The organism is Bartonella sp. AC158YNML, from assembly GCF_042196725.1.
Taxonomy (GTDB): Bacteria; Pseudomonadota; Alphaproteobacteria; order Rhizobiales; family Rhizobiaceae; genus Bartonella.
The window spans coordinates 67849-82350 of record NZ_JBHIQU010000005.1 but is presented as its reverse complement, the minus strand read 5'-3'; the positions used below and the strand labels follow the sequence as shown (position 1 = coordinate 82350).

Annotated in this window: 14 protein-coding genes and 1 tRNA gene; 4 read left to right on the top strand and 11 right to left on the bottom strand. The window is 42.4% G+C overall.

The features are described from left to right. Nucleotides 1-126: 126 nt before the first annotated feature. Nucleotides 127-201 (top strand) — tRNA-Thr (locus ACFIM1_RS04275). Nucleotides 202-2041: 1840 nt separating this feature from the next. On the opposite strand, the gene ACFIM1_RS04270 is transcribed toward ACFIM1_RS04275, so the two are convergent. The 4 genes from ACFIM1_RS04270 to ACFIM1_RS04255 form a co-directional block, all read right to left on the bottom strand. Beyond that, nucleotides 2042-2812 (bottom strand): lambda exonuclease family protein, encoded by a 771-nt coding sequence (locus tag ACFIM1_RS04270; protein WP_375607057.1) that lies wholly within the window; start codon nt 2810-2812, stop codon nt 2042-2044. Nucleotides 2813-3125: 313 nt separating this feature from the next. After that, nucleotides 3126-3314, bottom strand: a complete 189-nt coding sequence (locus ACFIM1_RS04265; RefSeq protein WP_375609336.1) for a hypothetical protein — start codon at nt 3312-3314, stop codon at nt 3126-3128. Nucleotides 3315-3316: 2 nt separating this feature from the next. Next, nucleotides 3317-3706, bottom strand: a complete 390-nt coding sequence (locus tag ACFIM1_RS04260) for a hypothetical protein (protein WP_375607059.1) — start codon at nt 3704-3706, stop codon at nt 3317-3319. A 312-nt stretch (nt 3707-4018) separates the two neighbouring features. After that, on the bottom strand, nt 4019-4336 hold the full coding sequence (locus ACFIM1_RS04255; RefSeq protein ID WP_375607060.1) for an XRE family transcriptional regulator: 318 nt from the start codon (nt 4334-4336) through the stop codon (nt 4019-4021). A 413-nt stretch (nt 4337-4749) separates the two neighbouring features. Between ACFIM1_RS04255 and ACFIM1_RS04250 the strand changes: the two genes are divergently transcribed. Continuing rightward, nucleotides 4750-5820, top strand: coding sequence for a YdaU family protein (locus ACFIM1_RS04250; protein ID WP_375609335.1), 1071 nt, complete (start codon nt 4750-4752; stop codon nt 5818-5820). A 49-nt stretch (nt 5821-5869) separates the two neighbouring features. Here the strand turns inward: ACFIM1_RS04250 and ACFIM1_RS04245 are convergent, their stop codons facing one another. Next, complete coding sequence (locus tag ACFIM1_RS04245; protein WP_375609334.1) at nt 5870-6349, bottom strand: hypothetical protein; 480 nt, start codon at nt 6347-6349, stop codon at nt 5870-5872. Here ACFIM1_RS04245 and ACFIM1_RS04240 point away from each other — a divergent pair. Beyond that, entirely contained in the window at nt 6348-8615 is a 2268-nt protein-coding gene (locus tag ACFIM1_RS04240; protein WP_375694486.1) for a toprim domain-containing protein, read from the top strand. The two genes, ACFIM1_RS04245 and ACFIM1_RS04240, sit on opposite strands and share 2 nt — an antisense overlap. Here ACFIM1_RS04240 and ACFIM1_RS04235 read toward each other — a convergent pair. The 6 genes from ACFIM1_RS04235 to ACFIM1_RS04210 form a co-directional block, all read right to left on the bottom strand. Then, nucleotides 8592-9053: a hypothetical protein gene (locus ACFIM1_RS04235; RefSeq protein WP_375609332.1), complete on the bottom strand. Its 462-nt coding sequence runs from the start codon at nt 9051-9053 to the stop codon at nt 8592-8594. The genes ACFIM1_RS04240 and ACFIM1_RS04235 overlap by 24 nt on opposite strands. Before the next feature lie 164 nt (nt 9054-9217). Next, on the bottom strand, nt 9218-9919 hold the full coding sequence (locus tag ACFIM1_RS04230) for a hypothetical protein (RefSeq protein ID WP_375609331.1): 702 nt from the start codon (nt 9917-9919) through the stop codon (nt 9218-9220). Nucleotides 9920-9943: 24 nt separating this feature from the next. Further along, nucleotides 9944-10498, bottom strand: coding sequence for a hypothetical protein (locus ACFIM1_RS04225; RefSeq protein ID WP_375609330.1), 555 nt, complete (start codon nt 10496-10498; stop codon nt 9944-9946). Nucleotides 10499-10659: 161 nt separating this feature from the next. Then, nucleotides 10660-11064 carry a hypothetical protein gene (locus ACFIM1_RS04220; protein WP_375609329.1) on the bottom strand — a complete coding sequence of 135 codons (405 nt, stop codon included), beginning with the start codon at nt 11062-11064 and terminating at the stop codon, nt 10660-10662. A 99-nt stretch (nt 11065-11163) separates the two neighbouring features. Beyond that, complete coding sequence (locus tag ACFIM1_RS04215; RefSeq protein WP_375607069.1) at nt 11164-11325, bottom strand: hypothetical protein; 162 nt, start codon at nt 11323-11325, stop codon at nt 11164-11166. 59 nt (nt 11326-11384) lie between these two features. Next, complete coding sequence (locus ACFIM1_RS04210) at nt 11385-11612, bottom strand: hypothetical protein (RefSeq protein WP_375609328.1); 228 nt, start codon at nt 11610-11612, stop codon at nt 11385-11387. Nucleotides 11613-11753: 141 nt separating this feature from the next. Here ACFIM1_RS04210 and ACFIM1_RS04205 point away from each other — a divergent pair, with 141 nt between their 5' ends. Next, entirely contained in the window at nt 11754-12323 is a 570-nt protein-coding gene (locus ACFIM1_RS04205) for a hypothetical protein (RefSeq protein ID WP_375609327.1), read from the top strand. Nucleotides 12324-14502: the final 2179 nt, after the last annotated feature.

The window sequence follows — 14502 nt, the reverse complement described above, 5'->3', positions numbered from 1 at the left end:
TTAAATATTTAAGAATATAAGAAATATATGTCATGACATAAGATACGTTTTCTTGCAAGAATATACAAATGTTCTCTTGCCTATTTTCTAACAATATGGCACAAGACAGCGCAAAGATTGAAAACGGCTGCGGTAGCTCAGTGGTAGAGCACTCCCTTGGTAAGGGAGAGGTCGAGAGTTCAATCCTCTCTCGCAGCACCATTTTATTTTTCCTTTATTTTTCTTCTTTTGCCCCTCTTTTCTTTTCACCAAGCATCAATTGCCTCCATCAAAGCCTCCATCCTTTAAAATATGGGCTTCAATATCTTCAATGGCGCGCTTTATTTCCTTAAAAAAGAGCCCTCTGGGAGCAAATTTAAAACTGAGGCAGAGCGCGTGCGCCCAAAGAATAGGTCCCTCCCATTACGTGCACTATCTTTCCTTCATGAAGATATGCCGTATCCTCCACTTTGCTAAGCCTCAATGTTACGACAGCTCTTGGCTCTTGAAATGATTCATAATTAAAGAGGCATTTTTATTTTTTGAATATTTTTTGCCTACACATTTACTTTATACCGTATCGTATAAAAAATGCTTTTAATTGATATCAATAGAACAGAGGCTGAGATAACCTCTCACGCTCTTGTTTTTTACTTAAAGGAATAATGGTATTATTATAAATCAATTTCTTGAACATACCCAATTGATAACCTTTTAAAGCGGCTCGCAAAACAAATAATCTTATTTTGTGAGCCCCTCTACCCATCCCAAGCAGCACGCAACACAAGCATTTCTTAGAAAAATCGAAAGAGAAGCTTTAAAATAATCTTCATCTGTCATCCTTGTCATCCATTAAAAAACAGCAATTTCACACGTCTTCTCAATTCAATGGCGTTGTCAACCTCCCCCACCCCTTGGCAAAGGGAAAACAAAAAACAGCGATAAAACAAGCACCCAATAAGCTTCAAATAAGCCGCGAGACAATTAGCTTACTTTTTTAAAGAAGATTCCTCATTGCCAATTTCACGACCAACAATCTACGCAGCGCACAGCTCCCTCCTTCACAATACGCATTATTTTGCCCGGTACCCCTCCCTCTATTCCTCTCCCTTTCCTTATTTCCCCTCAGTGGTATCCTATTTTTTAGGCTACAGAGCTTACTCTATATTTTTTGCTGCCCATAAAGCTCCCTACCGAGGAATAAAAACCCTGCATATGCGATTTTTTTGACTGTACACACCCTCATTTAGAGACAGGATCCCCCCTTCTCACATTTTGCATTAAAGGGTGATTTACTTCACATTTTTGCCATAAAAATAACATACGGGGATCCATTCAAAATGGCTTGGTTCTAAAAACGATTTAGAAACAACAAAAAATAGATATTTCATGTTTAAACGCTTTATTTTCTTCGCTATCATAATAAGGAACTCTTTTATTTTCTCATCACGCCACGAGTGAACAACAAGGAAATGATTACGTAAAAACATATAATCACTTGCAAAATGACTATAGCATGTCAAAAGAGGAAGAGTTCTCAGACTTTGGTGCTGCTATAAGGAGTTATACGCCATATTTCCGAGAACAAGTATGAAAAATCATTTTTATAAAGTTCAGATATTAGAGTTGACCATGGTAGTACTCATAATGATCTCGGTAATGTCTATTCCAATCAGCTTATTATGGCGTTTCAAATTTAAAACATCGGCATGTTTGCTTAAATTACGATCTTTTTCATTGGCGCAGTGCTCATCCTCACAGAACTCTGAACAATCACATTATTTTTTGAAAAATCTAAAGAATATTAACCATGACTTGTCATGAATTCAAAAAAACAAAAGAGGCGGAAATCTGTTCCCTCATCCCTGCCCCCTTTTATAAGGGAGCAAACCTGTTTTCTTACAGCACCGTTATTTCCAATATCATATGAGATCTTCCCCCATTGTCCCAATATGCTTTCACATTCATAGCCAAGCTCTTTGTGCTCCCTGCTTCCCTGCGCCCCCTTGTTTGGCACCCTCTTCCAACATATGCTTTGCTCTTTTCCCTCTGAATTTCTTTTTTATAGAACTTTGCCTCTCCTCAACGCTACACAAGATCCCTTTCTTCCCCTCTTGCGTCTCATTCTTGCTTTGCCCTCCAGCATACGCCTTGCATGCGCTCCAAGCTCCCCGCTTTCTCCCTCCTTCAAAGCAATTTCTGTTCTTATATGAAAACCTGTCTCAACCGATTTAATTTGCTGTACCATCTTCTCCAACGCCTCATTAAAACGGCTAATTTCATTTTCAAGCTTGCAAATATAGGCTTCATCACGATAAGCCCGTTTAATCAAAGGTGGCATATTTGGCCAATAGAGCATTAAATCCACCCATTCGCGTTGAGAAATCCATAACCCTCCTTGACATTGTGCTTTATGTTCTGCTGGAAAGCCCTTTTGCATGAAATGAGGAATTAAAATTTCAGGTTTTTTTGTTTTAATTTCCAACAATCCATTTTTTCCCACAAAAGCATCGGGAGAAAATCCTTGTCCGCGATCATCAGCCAAAACAAAGCCAATACATTTAGGTTCTGTATGTGTCAGTTTCCCATAAAGCTGTCGCGCGCTTGGTTCTAATTCAGTCCCACGTCGCTGAGAAAGTGTTGTCCCTTCATCAACGGTTTTTCCTGTAATTCTTTCTCCCGCCAATTTCATCATCACACTCTGATAGCGTGACGTTTTTTGCCCTTGTTTTGTTCGTGCCATCACCATCTCAAACAACGAAGCCGTAATCAAACCATTACGCACTTGCTGCCATTCCTCTGTTCCTTGAATACAATCGATAATGATTGGCATGGTATTTCTCTCCTTAATCTTTAAAGTGCTTTTTTTTGCAACATATTCTCTTTGAAATATTCATATCTTTTAAGATGCATTCCCCACTAAGAATGACAGCATCCTTAAATATTGTGCTGCTGAAATCACAAAAGCTGTTGGAAACGCCCCCCCAACATCCCTCCTCCCCACAAGTTTCTCATCCCCTCCTTTTCCATATCAGCTAAGTCCCTCCCAAGCAGCGGCCTCCCTAGACGAAAGCATAACGCGCACCATTGTCACCGCAATGAAAAAGCACTTTGGCCCATCATTGCGGCTTCTTTTTTCAACCCTGCTATTGCACGACGGAAAAATCATAGCGGAGATATTCTTCCGCCAATTTTTTTGCCATAGACAGCGCCGCTTCTTGCGAGATAAAAAGAAGAGCGTCGTGTTTTCGTGGTTCGAGTCTGATTAAATTTCGCATATTTCCAGCATAATAAAGTGGAATCCCTCGATAAGAAGTCTTGAGATAACTTGTCATGTTTACCACCAATAATCTGTCAAGACATCACATGGGCGTAAACGATGCTGTTTTTCATAAGAGCCATAGAGATTATCTTCATAATCGCACGCCGCTCTTTCATTTAAAAAAGCATGATACGCTTCACTATTCAAAATGAAGGGCTGCAATTGTGTATTTTCTTCATTTATTTCATGATTTTCGACATAAAAATCAGCGATTTGTTCCGTAACATCTTCAGCATAAGAAGTTGTCAGATCGAGTCGTAAAACTCTATAAACAGTTTCATATTCTTCAATCAGTTCGAGCACCTCTTCGATTTCGTCGATTGGTCCTTCATAAGTACAAGGATTTTCCTCTTCGCATAAAACGACAATGATTTCATCCTCTTTAACGAATGAAATATTTTTCATGATTTCCCCCTTTAGATAGTTGATAAAGCATAGCCTTGTCTTGACAAGACTAAATATAGCGTTAGTCTTATATCCTCTATAGGAGAGATGTCAATCATTTTATCCTTCATAAAAGATATATTTTAAATATCTACGGGGTTCAAATGACATATGTAAAGAAAAATCTATTATTCTTTGTTCCTCTCATGCCCCTTTGTTGTTCTCTATTTGTTCTTACAAAATTGCAATTATAAACACACAGGAGAGATAAAATGAGTGACATAATATTAATAAAATACTGGAGTCGCCTTGACACAAAAGCACAGAAGGAAGTTATTTTGAAGCTTCGTCAATTGGCCGCCGCAAAAGAGTCAAAATCGCCTGTCTCTCTTGCGGAGAGAGTTTCGAAATAAGCTCTATAAATTCTTTATCTTCAGGGCTAGCCCCTTTTCCGTAAAGAATATAATTCATACTGATATTAATTTCGTGACAAATTCGCGAGAGAGATTCGATTGTTGGTTCTTTTCCTTCAGAAAGAATAGAATGAAGGTACCCCGCGCCTTTACCGGCAGAGAGAGAGATAGATCTTTTTGACCGCCCACTTTTTTCCAAAGCGGTCTTTAATCTTTGACGCCAACCATCGATATTCATAATTTCACCATATAGCGCGTCTTTTTAAAAAAACACGTCCTTTTTATAAAACGGGCTTGCATTATCCTCTAAAAAGGATAAAATTAAGGAAACAAATTTTACTTTTTAGGGGGAATTTTCTATTTTTAGCTCATAAAAACACTTTAACCACCCTACCGGATATAAAAGACCACCTCCAAAGCTTCTGCCCAAAAGAAAGTACGTTGAGAATGTGTGGTATTCTTTATTTTTTCCATCACCGCAATCTTAAATCGTAAGTTTGCATGCGCTTCAAGCACAGCCAATCATTTATAAGCATCGTAAAGAAGCCTCTCGTCATCATCGAACAGAGCCAAAAGCAACACAAGTTAAATCCTTATTTGAGCTTTTATCATCAATAAAAATGTATAAAAAAGAAGAAAGTAGATTGCAGTATGAAACACGCTAATCAACAAGAAACTCCTCATTATGAATCGTCTAGGCTTCCATATGTTTGTTGGTATCAAAATGACTTTCTAGGAGGTGTACGTGGGATGCGCGCACACGAAATTGGAATCTATACGATTCTTCTCAATGAAATGTATGCCCGTGGCCGACCTTTAGAAATATCGAAAGAACGTTTAGCGCGTCTTTGTGGTTGTGACAAGCGAACTTTTGTTAATGTTTTAGAGATGCTCATCCAAGAGGGTAAGATTTTAAATTTAGCCAATGGATTATGGAATAAGCGTTGCGAAAATGTTTTTCAAGAGCGTGAAAAATTGCTTGAACAAAAATCCTTTGCGGGTCGTTCTTCGGCAAAAAAACGCAAGAAAATCAATGTAGAGATGCAACAACTGCTTAACGAAAGTACAAAAGATGTTGCACAAAGCTCAAAAGCTCAAAAGGCAGAAGAAAAGGAAACACCTTACGGTGTTTTAGAAAAGAAAATTTTGTTTGATGAGACAGAACCTTGTTTTTCCTGCGAAGAGAGTTTTGAACAAAGCGATCATCCATCACCCTTATCGGCTCTTGATTCACCTCTCCCTTCTCCTCCACAAGAAGAAGCGGAGCAAAAAAACGCCTCCCCTTTAAACGCTCCCCAAGCGGAGTTCACTCCCGCCCCTATCGCGCAAATTGTCACGGGGGAAAAGACAAAATCCGCCACCACTCTTCCCCTCAGCAATCTTCCTTCCTCCATTCCTCCTTCTTCCAACAAAAAAACCACAGCCTCAGTTGCCAAAGGGTACCGTCTTCCTGAGCATTGGCAAGCAGACATCAAGGCGGCAGTTTCAGAAGGCTTGAGTGAAAGCCAAGCTCTTTGGCAAGCCAAAAAATTTCGCGACTATTGGAAAGCCAAGAGCGGCAAAGAAGCTCTCAAAGTAGACTGGCAAGCCACATGGCGCAACTGGTTTCGCCGTGAGATCGAACGGCAAGAACAGCAAAAACAGGGAAGCTCCTCATCTTTTACCTCTGAGAACAACGACACGCTTTACCGCAGTTTGATCAACTATAGCGACAATTTTTGACATCACAAAAACAACGTATTTTTCAAGCACGCGCAGGGATAAAAACGTTTCAAAACCACAATAGCATCGGACAAAATAACACAAAACAAAGGGCGGCAAAACAACAATGAAATAAGCTCTTCACACCGTAAAACGCGTCAACATCGACCATTTTTCTCTCATCACAAAAGCGTTTTCCCCATGCAAAAGCCCCACACAGGCATCCCAACACATGCCCCAACAAGGTATCCCAAAACAGGACTCCAAAATGCACCACCCTCTCAGACATCCCCCCCCACCTTCTTGCATCATCCACCCTACCTGCTTCCAACGCGCCCCTCTCAAAGGGCACCACCTTCCTAAACCCTTGGCAAACAGATACCAACACAGCCATTTCAAAAACTTTCAGGATAGAGCAAGTCCCGCACAAAAAAGGACAGCATAGCACAAAACCTTTCACCATGTGATCGAACAACGAGAACAGTAAAACAGAATTCTCACCTCTCACATCTGAAAAAAACAACAATATATTCACCAGACGAATGACCATGAGCACAATTTTTGAAATCAAACAAAAACTTATCTCACAAGCAGATAGAATAGCAGAAATGCTTCTTCCCCAAGGGCACAAACGAGGCAACAATTGGATTGTAGGCAACACACGTGGTGAGGCAGGTCAAAGTTTATCGATTTGCCTAAGCGGCAGCAAAGCAGGGCTTTGGTATGATTTTGCAGAAGGCATTGGAGGAGATCTTTTAGACCTTTGGTGTGAAGTCAAAGGCATTAGTCTCTCTCAAGCCTTAGAAGAAGCACGCGCGGCTCTCAATCTGACACGCCCCAAACCCTTTATGGCACCCCATCGTTCCTATCGCCGTCCACCGGTCCCTACAGGGCGCCCCCCGCAAAATCTTGTAAAAACCTATCTCCACAAAGAACGCCACATTCCTTTAGAGATTATAAAGCGTTACCGCATAGGAGAAGATGGCGAAAAAATCATTTTTCCCTTTTATAAACCCGATGGCACCCTTGCTTTAGTTAAAGAACGGCTTGCGCAAGCAGGAGCAAAAACAAAACCTACAGCAGCACACTGTGAACCGATTTTGTTTGGCTGGCAAGCCCTTTGCCCTTCAAACCCAACCGCCCCGCAGGCGCCTCAACACGCACTCTCAACCAACCCAGCCGCCCCACAGGCGCCTCAACACGCACCCTCAACCAACCCAGCCGCCCCGCAGGCGCCTCAACACGCACCCTCATCAACCCCAACCGCCCCACAGGCGCCTCAACACACACCCTCAACCAACCCAACCGCCACGCAGGCGCCTCAACACGCACCCTCAACCAACCCCGCCGCTCCACACGCACCCTCATCAACCCCAGCCGCCACGCAGGCGCCTCAACACGCACCCTCAACCAACCCAGCCGCCACGCAGGCGCCTCAACACGCACCCTCATCAACCCAAGCCACCACGCAGGCGCCTCAACACGCCCCCTCATCAACTCCAGCCGCCACGCAGGCGCCTCAACACGCACCCTCATCAACCCCCACCACCACAAACGCGCTTCAGCAGTCCCCCTTAATGGAGCGCGCACCGTTTCCCCTTTTTTCTTCAACAAACCGTACCATTGTCATCACTGAAGGAGAAATTGATGCACTTTCCTTAGCCGCCTATGGATATCCGGCGGTCTCTGTCCCCTTTGGAGGAGGCAGTGGAGGAAAGCACAATTGGATTGAAAATGAATTTGATCATTTAGAAGCTTTTGAAACAATTTTTTTAGCCACCGATATGGATAAGCCTGGTGAAGAAGCAGCCCGTGAGATTGCCAGCAGGCTTGGACGCCACCGTTGCTACCGTGTCCGTTTACCCCTCAAAGATGCCAATGACTGTTTAACCGCAGGGATTGATAGAGCCACCATAAAAGCAGCCTTTTCCTCAGCAAAAAGCTTTGCACCAGAAGGTTTACGGCGCGCCTCAGACTATAAAGACAAAGTCATCGGACTGTTTTGGCCAGAGCCTGAAAAACATCTTGGTTATACGGTTCCCTATCCTAAACTGAAGGATAAAGTGCATTTCCGCCCAGCAGAATTAACGCTATGGAGCGGTGCCAGTGGAGCAGGTAAAAGCCAATTGTTATCAGACTGTATTCCCCATTGGATTGCGCAAAACAGTCGGCTTTGCTTAGCGTCTCTGGAGATGAAAGGAGAACAATCGCTCCGCCGTTTAACCAAACAAACGGGCGGCTTAGAACAGCCTACAAAAGAGACAATTGAACGGATTCTTCATTTTTTAGATGAAGGGCTTATTCTTTATGAGCATGTTGGCAAATCAAGCGTTGACACCTTGCTTGATGTCTTTGACTATTGCCGTGCGCGCTATGGCTGCGATCAATTTATCATCGACAGTTTGATGCGGCTTGGCATTGCCTCTGATGATTATGCAAGACAAGAACAAGCCGTTTATAAAATGGTTGATTGGGCTGTTTTAAACAGTGTGCACATTCACCTTGTCGCCCATGCCCGCAAAAGCGGTCTGGATAAAGATATCCCCAGCACAGAAGACATTAAAGGCGCCTCAGAGATTGGCGCCAATGCCTTTAACATCATCACCATTTGGCGCAATCGACCGTTAGAAGACAAAATCTTTGCCGCCTCTCTCGCACAAGAAAAAGCAGATTTAGCCAAACGCCCCGGCGTTATTATGAATATTGCCAAACAACGTTCTGGTGATTTTGAAGGCAAAATAGGGCTTTGGTTTGATCCCCAAACCTACCGCTATCGCTGTTCTTTTGAACAATCATTCCCTCGACGTTATCTGTAATACCCCACAAACCCCACTCTCTTTAAAAACGCCACCGCCTTCACACGCGCACGCCCTGCTCCCATAGAAACAACAGGAAGGATCAATCCACAAATGATGAAAAACACCCAATCCTTCGCGAACCAAAGCCAGCTCAACCCTAGATTCTCTACTCCCAAATGCAAACAAAAAAAGCTCGCTCCAACAACGGCGCCCCCCCTTCAATAACCACAAACAACGCGTCACCACCCCATCTCGCCACCCCCTCATATGCAAAATCAAAAACCACTCCAACAGTGCAGCAAATACCAGCCCCATCAAGGACAATAGTCCCCATGGTATGTCCACATTCTCCATCCCCACAAGAGCTAAAAAAGGACGACTCCTAAAATGCCGTAAAACAGCACTTCCTTCAAAAGGAGGGAAAGACCAAAAATACAATAAAACGCCACCCGCCACCACGGAATATCGAAGCGCTTGGAAACCTTATAAGTACACATAACGACAACAATAAAAAGGTAGAAAAACACCAACAACAGCAAAAAAAAACAAATCGTTCGACATTACATACCCCTCACAGCAAGCACATTAAAGATCACACCCATGGAGAAGAAAAACACCCCCTACTTTAAGAACCAAGCCCCTAGAACACGCGCACGCCTTACACCCTGATAAATCAAAGGAGAAAAAAATCCAACAATAAAGGGCAACACCCTCTCATCCGAGAACCAAAGCCAGCTCAACCCTAGATTCTCTGCTCCCAGACGGGTAAAACAAAGGATTGGTGCCAAAATGCAGAAAAACAGCACAAAATTCAAAGCACGCAACAACCTCTGTAAAACCGTATCACTTTGCTCGCGTATAAAGAACCCCAAGAGCACTTTCAACAATACAGACAAGAGCAAAACCTTTAAGAATACCGCCCTTATGCTATCCATATCCCTGACGCCCACAGCAGCAAACCACAGGATAAAGCCCATCATGCAACAAAACATAACCGCCTTCAAGAAAACTTGCCAAGCAACAGGCATACTCTTGACGCCCAGATGCACCAAACCAAGGACAGTTGCAAAAATGCAAGAAAATACCGCCCCCTTCAAGAGCAGCTCTCCGTCAACAGCACGACGGCCCACGCCCACATAAATAAAACCAAGGTAGGTGGCAAGAGCGCCATAAAGCACCACCCATCTCCAAAACATCCACCCTGTAACAGAGCGACGCTTGGCAATCTTATAAATAAAAATCAAGGCAACAGCAAAAAAGCAGAAAAACCCAAAAAAGCAGAAAAACCAAGGCAACAGCAAAAACATCACATTGTTCGACATCAAATACCCCTCACAGAAAGAACATCAAAAATCACGCCGGTGGAAAAGAAAAATGCTCATTTTTTTAAGCCCCCCAACAGTACACGCACACACCATACCCCCCTCCAGAGCAAAAAAAGGAACAAATCCAACACTGCTCACAAACACCCCATCGTTCAAGAACCCCCCATTGTTCAAGAACCCCCTATCGTTCAAGAACCAAAGCGTGCTCCAGCCCATATGCTTGGCTCCCACATGTGCCAACCCAACAACAGTGCCAACAACGCCGCCAAACACCAGAAACTTCAATAAAAATACCCCACGCGATATCCATTTACCCCGCACCCTCATAAGTAAAACCAAGGACAGCGCCAACAATGCAACAAATACCGCTCCCATCACTAAAAATTCCCACGATATATCAAAATGCTTCGCTCCCTTATAAGCAAAGCCAAGAACCACTGCAGCAATGGTGCAAAACACCCCCGCCTTCAAAAACACACCCCACGATACAGTCCTACGGTCTGCTCCCACCAAAATAAAACAAAGGACAGTTGCAACAATGCAAGAAATCACCCCCCCTGCCAAAACACCTCCCACGGAATAGCCGGTCGCCCCGCATCCTCATAAGCAAAGCCAAGAACCAAGCCAAAAATGCAGCAAAACGCCAGTCCCTTAAAAAATATGTCCCGCGCAACCACCATACGCCCCGCTCCTTCATCAATAAAAACCAAAGATCATGCCCAAAATGCCGCAAAAGATCAATCCTTTTCAAAGAATGAAATCCTAAACCCAAGACGCCTTGCCCGTCTATAAATAAGAGCAAGGACAAAGCCCAAAAGGACATAAAACACCCACTTGTTTAAGAACCACACCTGAGTCAAACCCAAATGCTCGGCTTGCGCATAAACAAAATCAGAGACAGCAGCCAAAATGAAGCTCAACAACACCATCTTGAGGAACAACCCCTTCGTTACACCACGCCGCTGCATTACTTCATAACCCAACATAAGGAAAATACCGGGAATGCCATAAAACGCCACAGCTCGTAAAAATATGCCCCACGTCATCCCAAGAGCCTTCATTTCCACATAAACAGCCACAGAGACATAGGCCACAATACAGCTAAACACCAATCCCTTCAAAGACAAAAGCCCGCGCGCCATCACTCACCTCCCCCATCAAGTCACTCAAGAAAAATATCCACCATGCGACAAAACCCCTCTCTTTTCAAGAGCCAAATCATAACAAGATGCTTTACACCTCTATAAATCAGCCCAATGACAAAACCCAAAAGGATACCCCCACGGAATTAAGAACCAAAGCCAGCGCCACCCCATGCGTTCAGCAACCGTATAAACAACATGAGATCCCCGCCAATAACGCCCCCCAAACCCCATCCTCTTAAAAAAATTTCTGCCTTTCATGATCCCTCAAATACCTCCCCACATAAATAGAAATAAAGCTCCCAAGAGGCAGAAAAACATCAACCATGGCAAAAAACCAAATCCTGCGACATCAACCCTCCCCCCACAGCAATAAAATCAGAAAGAATGCCCATCATGCAACAAAACGCCCATCCTTTAAAGAAGCCAGAACCACAAAGAGAACAACACACACCACTCCCACAAAATCCCTCGCACAGCCCCCGCAAAATCCCCGCCCCCGTATAAATCTCTCGTACAAACAAATGACAGCAGCAAAAGAAAACCACCACCCCACACCCTTTTGAAAAACGTCCCCTCACGCAACAAGCAGATATAAAAACCTATTCCTCAACAAGCATACAACAGCACAATCCCGTTTCTTTGCATAAACATGAAAGAATCAAAATTAAAATTTTTAAGGAGATGTTATGAGCCATCAAGAGAAAAAAAACATGCAAACCTGCCCGCTTGATCATCAAAATCAAGGAAAGCACATTGGTCATTTAAAGACGCAAGAAATCCCTGTAGAAACGCGTAATCCTTATTTTAAACCCAATCATCCAGAAAGTTCCAGTAACCCGCGCACGATTAAAGCCATTGCCAATGCACAAAGCCATCCCATTGCCCTTTTATATGCCAAAGGACATCTCAGCAAAGCCCAATATAAAGCGGCAGAACGTTTTTATTTTTACTGGCGTCAAAGCCAAGCCGATCTCCACATGAGCCTTGACTACACCCGTGAAAAGGTTGCCTGTAGCCAAGGGTACACACAGCCCATTGAACGTCAAATAGCAGCCTCCAATCAATTAAAAACCATTAAAGTTCAACTTGGTATTCTTGGCTATTCTCTTCTTGAGCGGGTTATAGGCCACGGACAAGCGATCAAAGAATTAAGTTCTTCAAAACGCAAACAAAACTCCCTTGCCGATCATTTACGAGATTGTTTAGACTTGCTCGCATTTCATTGGGGATATGCAAACCATAAACATTTTGAATAATCTCCCTCGCCATTTTAAGCGGCCTCCCATCCTTCCCGCTCCCTCTATAAGCAAAACAAAGGAAAACAGCAATAATGCCGCAAAATACCCCCGCCTTCAAAATCACGCTCCGCACAACCATCATACGCCCCCTCCTTCATAAGGAACAACCAAAAACATCGCCCTTAAGAACACACCCCATGGGATAGCCACACTCCTTCATAACCAAAAACCAAAGAGAATTCTTAAATCCCACAAGCTCAACACTCCAGCCACAGCGCCCCTTGCAAACGCTTCAATCCCCTCAAGCCCTAACCCTCAAAAGACAAAACTGCACAAAACCCTAAAACCCCACACTCAAATACGCATCCCCTTAAAAACAAAGAGCCTCAATCTACAGTAGTCTATCATCATGAGAGGCTTTTAAATGTATTCGTTTTTTAGAGTACATTTTGTTCAAAATTGTTGCATGCATCAACACATCTTTAAAAACAGTTCAATGGATGTCGAACTTAGAATAAGCACTCAGTTGAAAAAAGTATTCATGAAATTTTAATGCACAATAGTTTTTTAAATTCATTTTTTTGATATTTTCTACAACCTAATGTTAGAAATTCTCCTGTTTTTTAAGTCCTCTGATTGCAAAGGAGGCTTTTTTTATAACTGTATTATCTTCAATCAATCTCCTGTTAACTTTGTGATATTCCTCTATAAGGTCTACCCGCAAAATAGATCATTCTTTTGTCAAATTGACTTGCGTTCCATTCTTAAAGAACAAAGATTCTTAACTCAATCTGATTTACAAACAGCTTGGATACACTTCCCTCTTGGCTTCTATTCAGGGTTTTCCGCTAAACTCAAGGCGCAACAGAAGATTGCTCTGTCTCAAAGATTCACCACGCCCCTAAAAAACACTTAAAACATATCCCAAAAAGCTTGCTTCATATCACCAAACCTTAAAGGATAGTGTTTTACGGTATAAGCTGTTTTACACCATAATAGAATGACTAATATTTGATGATATTCTTTATCATATCACACCAATAGGCTGATGTATAATCACAATCAATTGTTCTTCAGATTAAAATTAAGAGAGCAGAATATCGCAAGATTCTCTTATTTATGTTGAATCAATCAACACCATTTCCTTGCGCGTTACAATCGGGAGAGACAGATGGAATAAAATACTTCAAAGATAAAAAAAATCAAAAGACCTCTTCTAAACACTCTCAAGTTCCAAGAGCTGTCATCCCATTAAGAGCGAAAATAGTAGATAGTGCGAACCGCTCTCTTATTAGATTTCATAGAAGAGATTATCCACTTCATAAGGACTTTCTCCGTTAATTCATTCACCAACATTATTGTAATATGAAAATCACTCTATATTTCTTTAAAAGAAGTCCGTAAATATGCAACACAAGTCTATTCTGTTTGGAACATTCGGTTTTACGGTAAGAGCGTAAACTCATTTTAAAAAAGCCCTAAAATGTAAGGTAATGCGCACTTTCCATTCAAATATTGCTCTTTAACCATCAAACCAAATAAAAAATAGACAGGAAAGATGGAGAAAGGCTTAGCCCTTTAAATTCTTCCCACAGGCATTAATCTTCTTTCTTTTAGAGATACCCCCAATATATACAACATCCTTCCTTTCTAGTGCCCCCCTTCTAACATCCTCAAAGAATCCAAAAGTTGATATGGCTTATTCTGTTGTATCATAAAACACTGTTCGTTGAGGACAGTGTTGAAGCAGTTAAAATAATTGAAGTGTTTTTCCAACGCCATTAGTTAAACAAAAAGACAAACTGTAGGAAAATACCTTACAGATCTCGTGTGAAAAAAAATCAAAAAAAAATCAAAAAAAAAGCACAAAAATATCTTAATTATCATAGAAGCGTTAGTATCTTTTATCATTATACTGACGAGCGAGTCTTATCATACAATGGTCTCAAATGCTGAGGATATCAAAGGGAATATCCATAGCAAGCGCAACAACCGATCAGTATAAGATAAGAGAATAAATTTCTTGGCTGTCTCTATATCTTTATGGAATATGCCTTCCCCTATGGATGCACTCTAGCCCTCAAAAAGAGTGCATCCTTCCCCTCAAGGGATACCGCCAAACCCTCAAAGGAGGCATCCAATCTATGAGGATGCACTCTAGCCCTCAAAAAGAGTGCATCCTTCCCCTCAAGGGATA

What these genes read in the sequence shown, in the direction of transcription:
- ACFIM1_RS04250 (WP_375609335.1), top strand. Translation starts at nt 4,750, where the DNA reads ATGAAACACGCTAATCAACAAGAAACTCCTCATTATGAATCGTCTAGG.
- ACFIM1_RS04220 (WP_375609329.1), bottom strand. Translation starts at nt 11,064, where the DNA reads ATGGCGCGCGGGCTTTTGTCTTTGAAGGGATTGGTGTTTAGCTGTATT.
- ACFIM1_RS04270 (WP_375607057.1), bottom strand. Translation starts at nt 2,812, where the DNA reads ATGCCAATCATTATCGATTGTATTCAAGGAACAGAGGAATGGCAGCAA.
- ACFIM1_RS04230 (WP_375609331.1), bottom strand. Translation starts at nt 9,919, where the DNA reads ATGTCGAACAATGTGATGTTTTTGCTGTTGCCTTGGTTTTTCTGCTTT.
- ACFIM1_RS04265 (WP_375609336.1), bottom strand. Translation starts at nt 3,314, where the DNA reads ATGACAAGTTATCTCAAGACTTCTTATCGAGGGATTCCACTTTATTAT.
- ACFIM1_RS04240 (WP_375694486.1), top strand. Translation starts at nt 6,348, where the DNA reads ATGAGCACAATTTTTGAAATCAAACAAAAACTTATCTCACAAGCAGAT.
- ACFIM1_RS04255 (WP_375607060.1), bottom strand. Translation starts at nt 4,336, where the DNA reads ATGAATATCGATGGTTGGCGTCAAAGATTAAAGACCGCTTTGGAAAAA.
- ACFIM1_RS04260 (WP_375607059.1), bottom strand. Translation starts at nt 3,706, where the DNA reads ATGAAAAATATTTCATTCGTTAAAGAGGATGAAATCATTGTCGTTTTA.
- ACFIM1_RS04205 (WP_375609327.1), top strand. Translation starts at nt 11,754, where the DNA reads ATGAGCCATCAAGAGAAAAAAAACATGCAAACCTGCCCGCTTGATCAT.
- ACFIM1_RS04245 (WP_375609334.1), bottom strand. Translation starts at nt 6,349, where the DNA reads ATGGTCATTCGTCTGGTGAATATATTGTTGTTTTTTTCAGATGTGAGA.
- ACFIM1_RS04215 (WP_375607069.1), bottom strand. Translation starts at nt 11,325, where the DNA reads ATGAAAGGCAGAAATTTTTTTAAGAGGATGGGGTTTGGGGGGCGTTAT.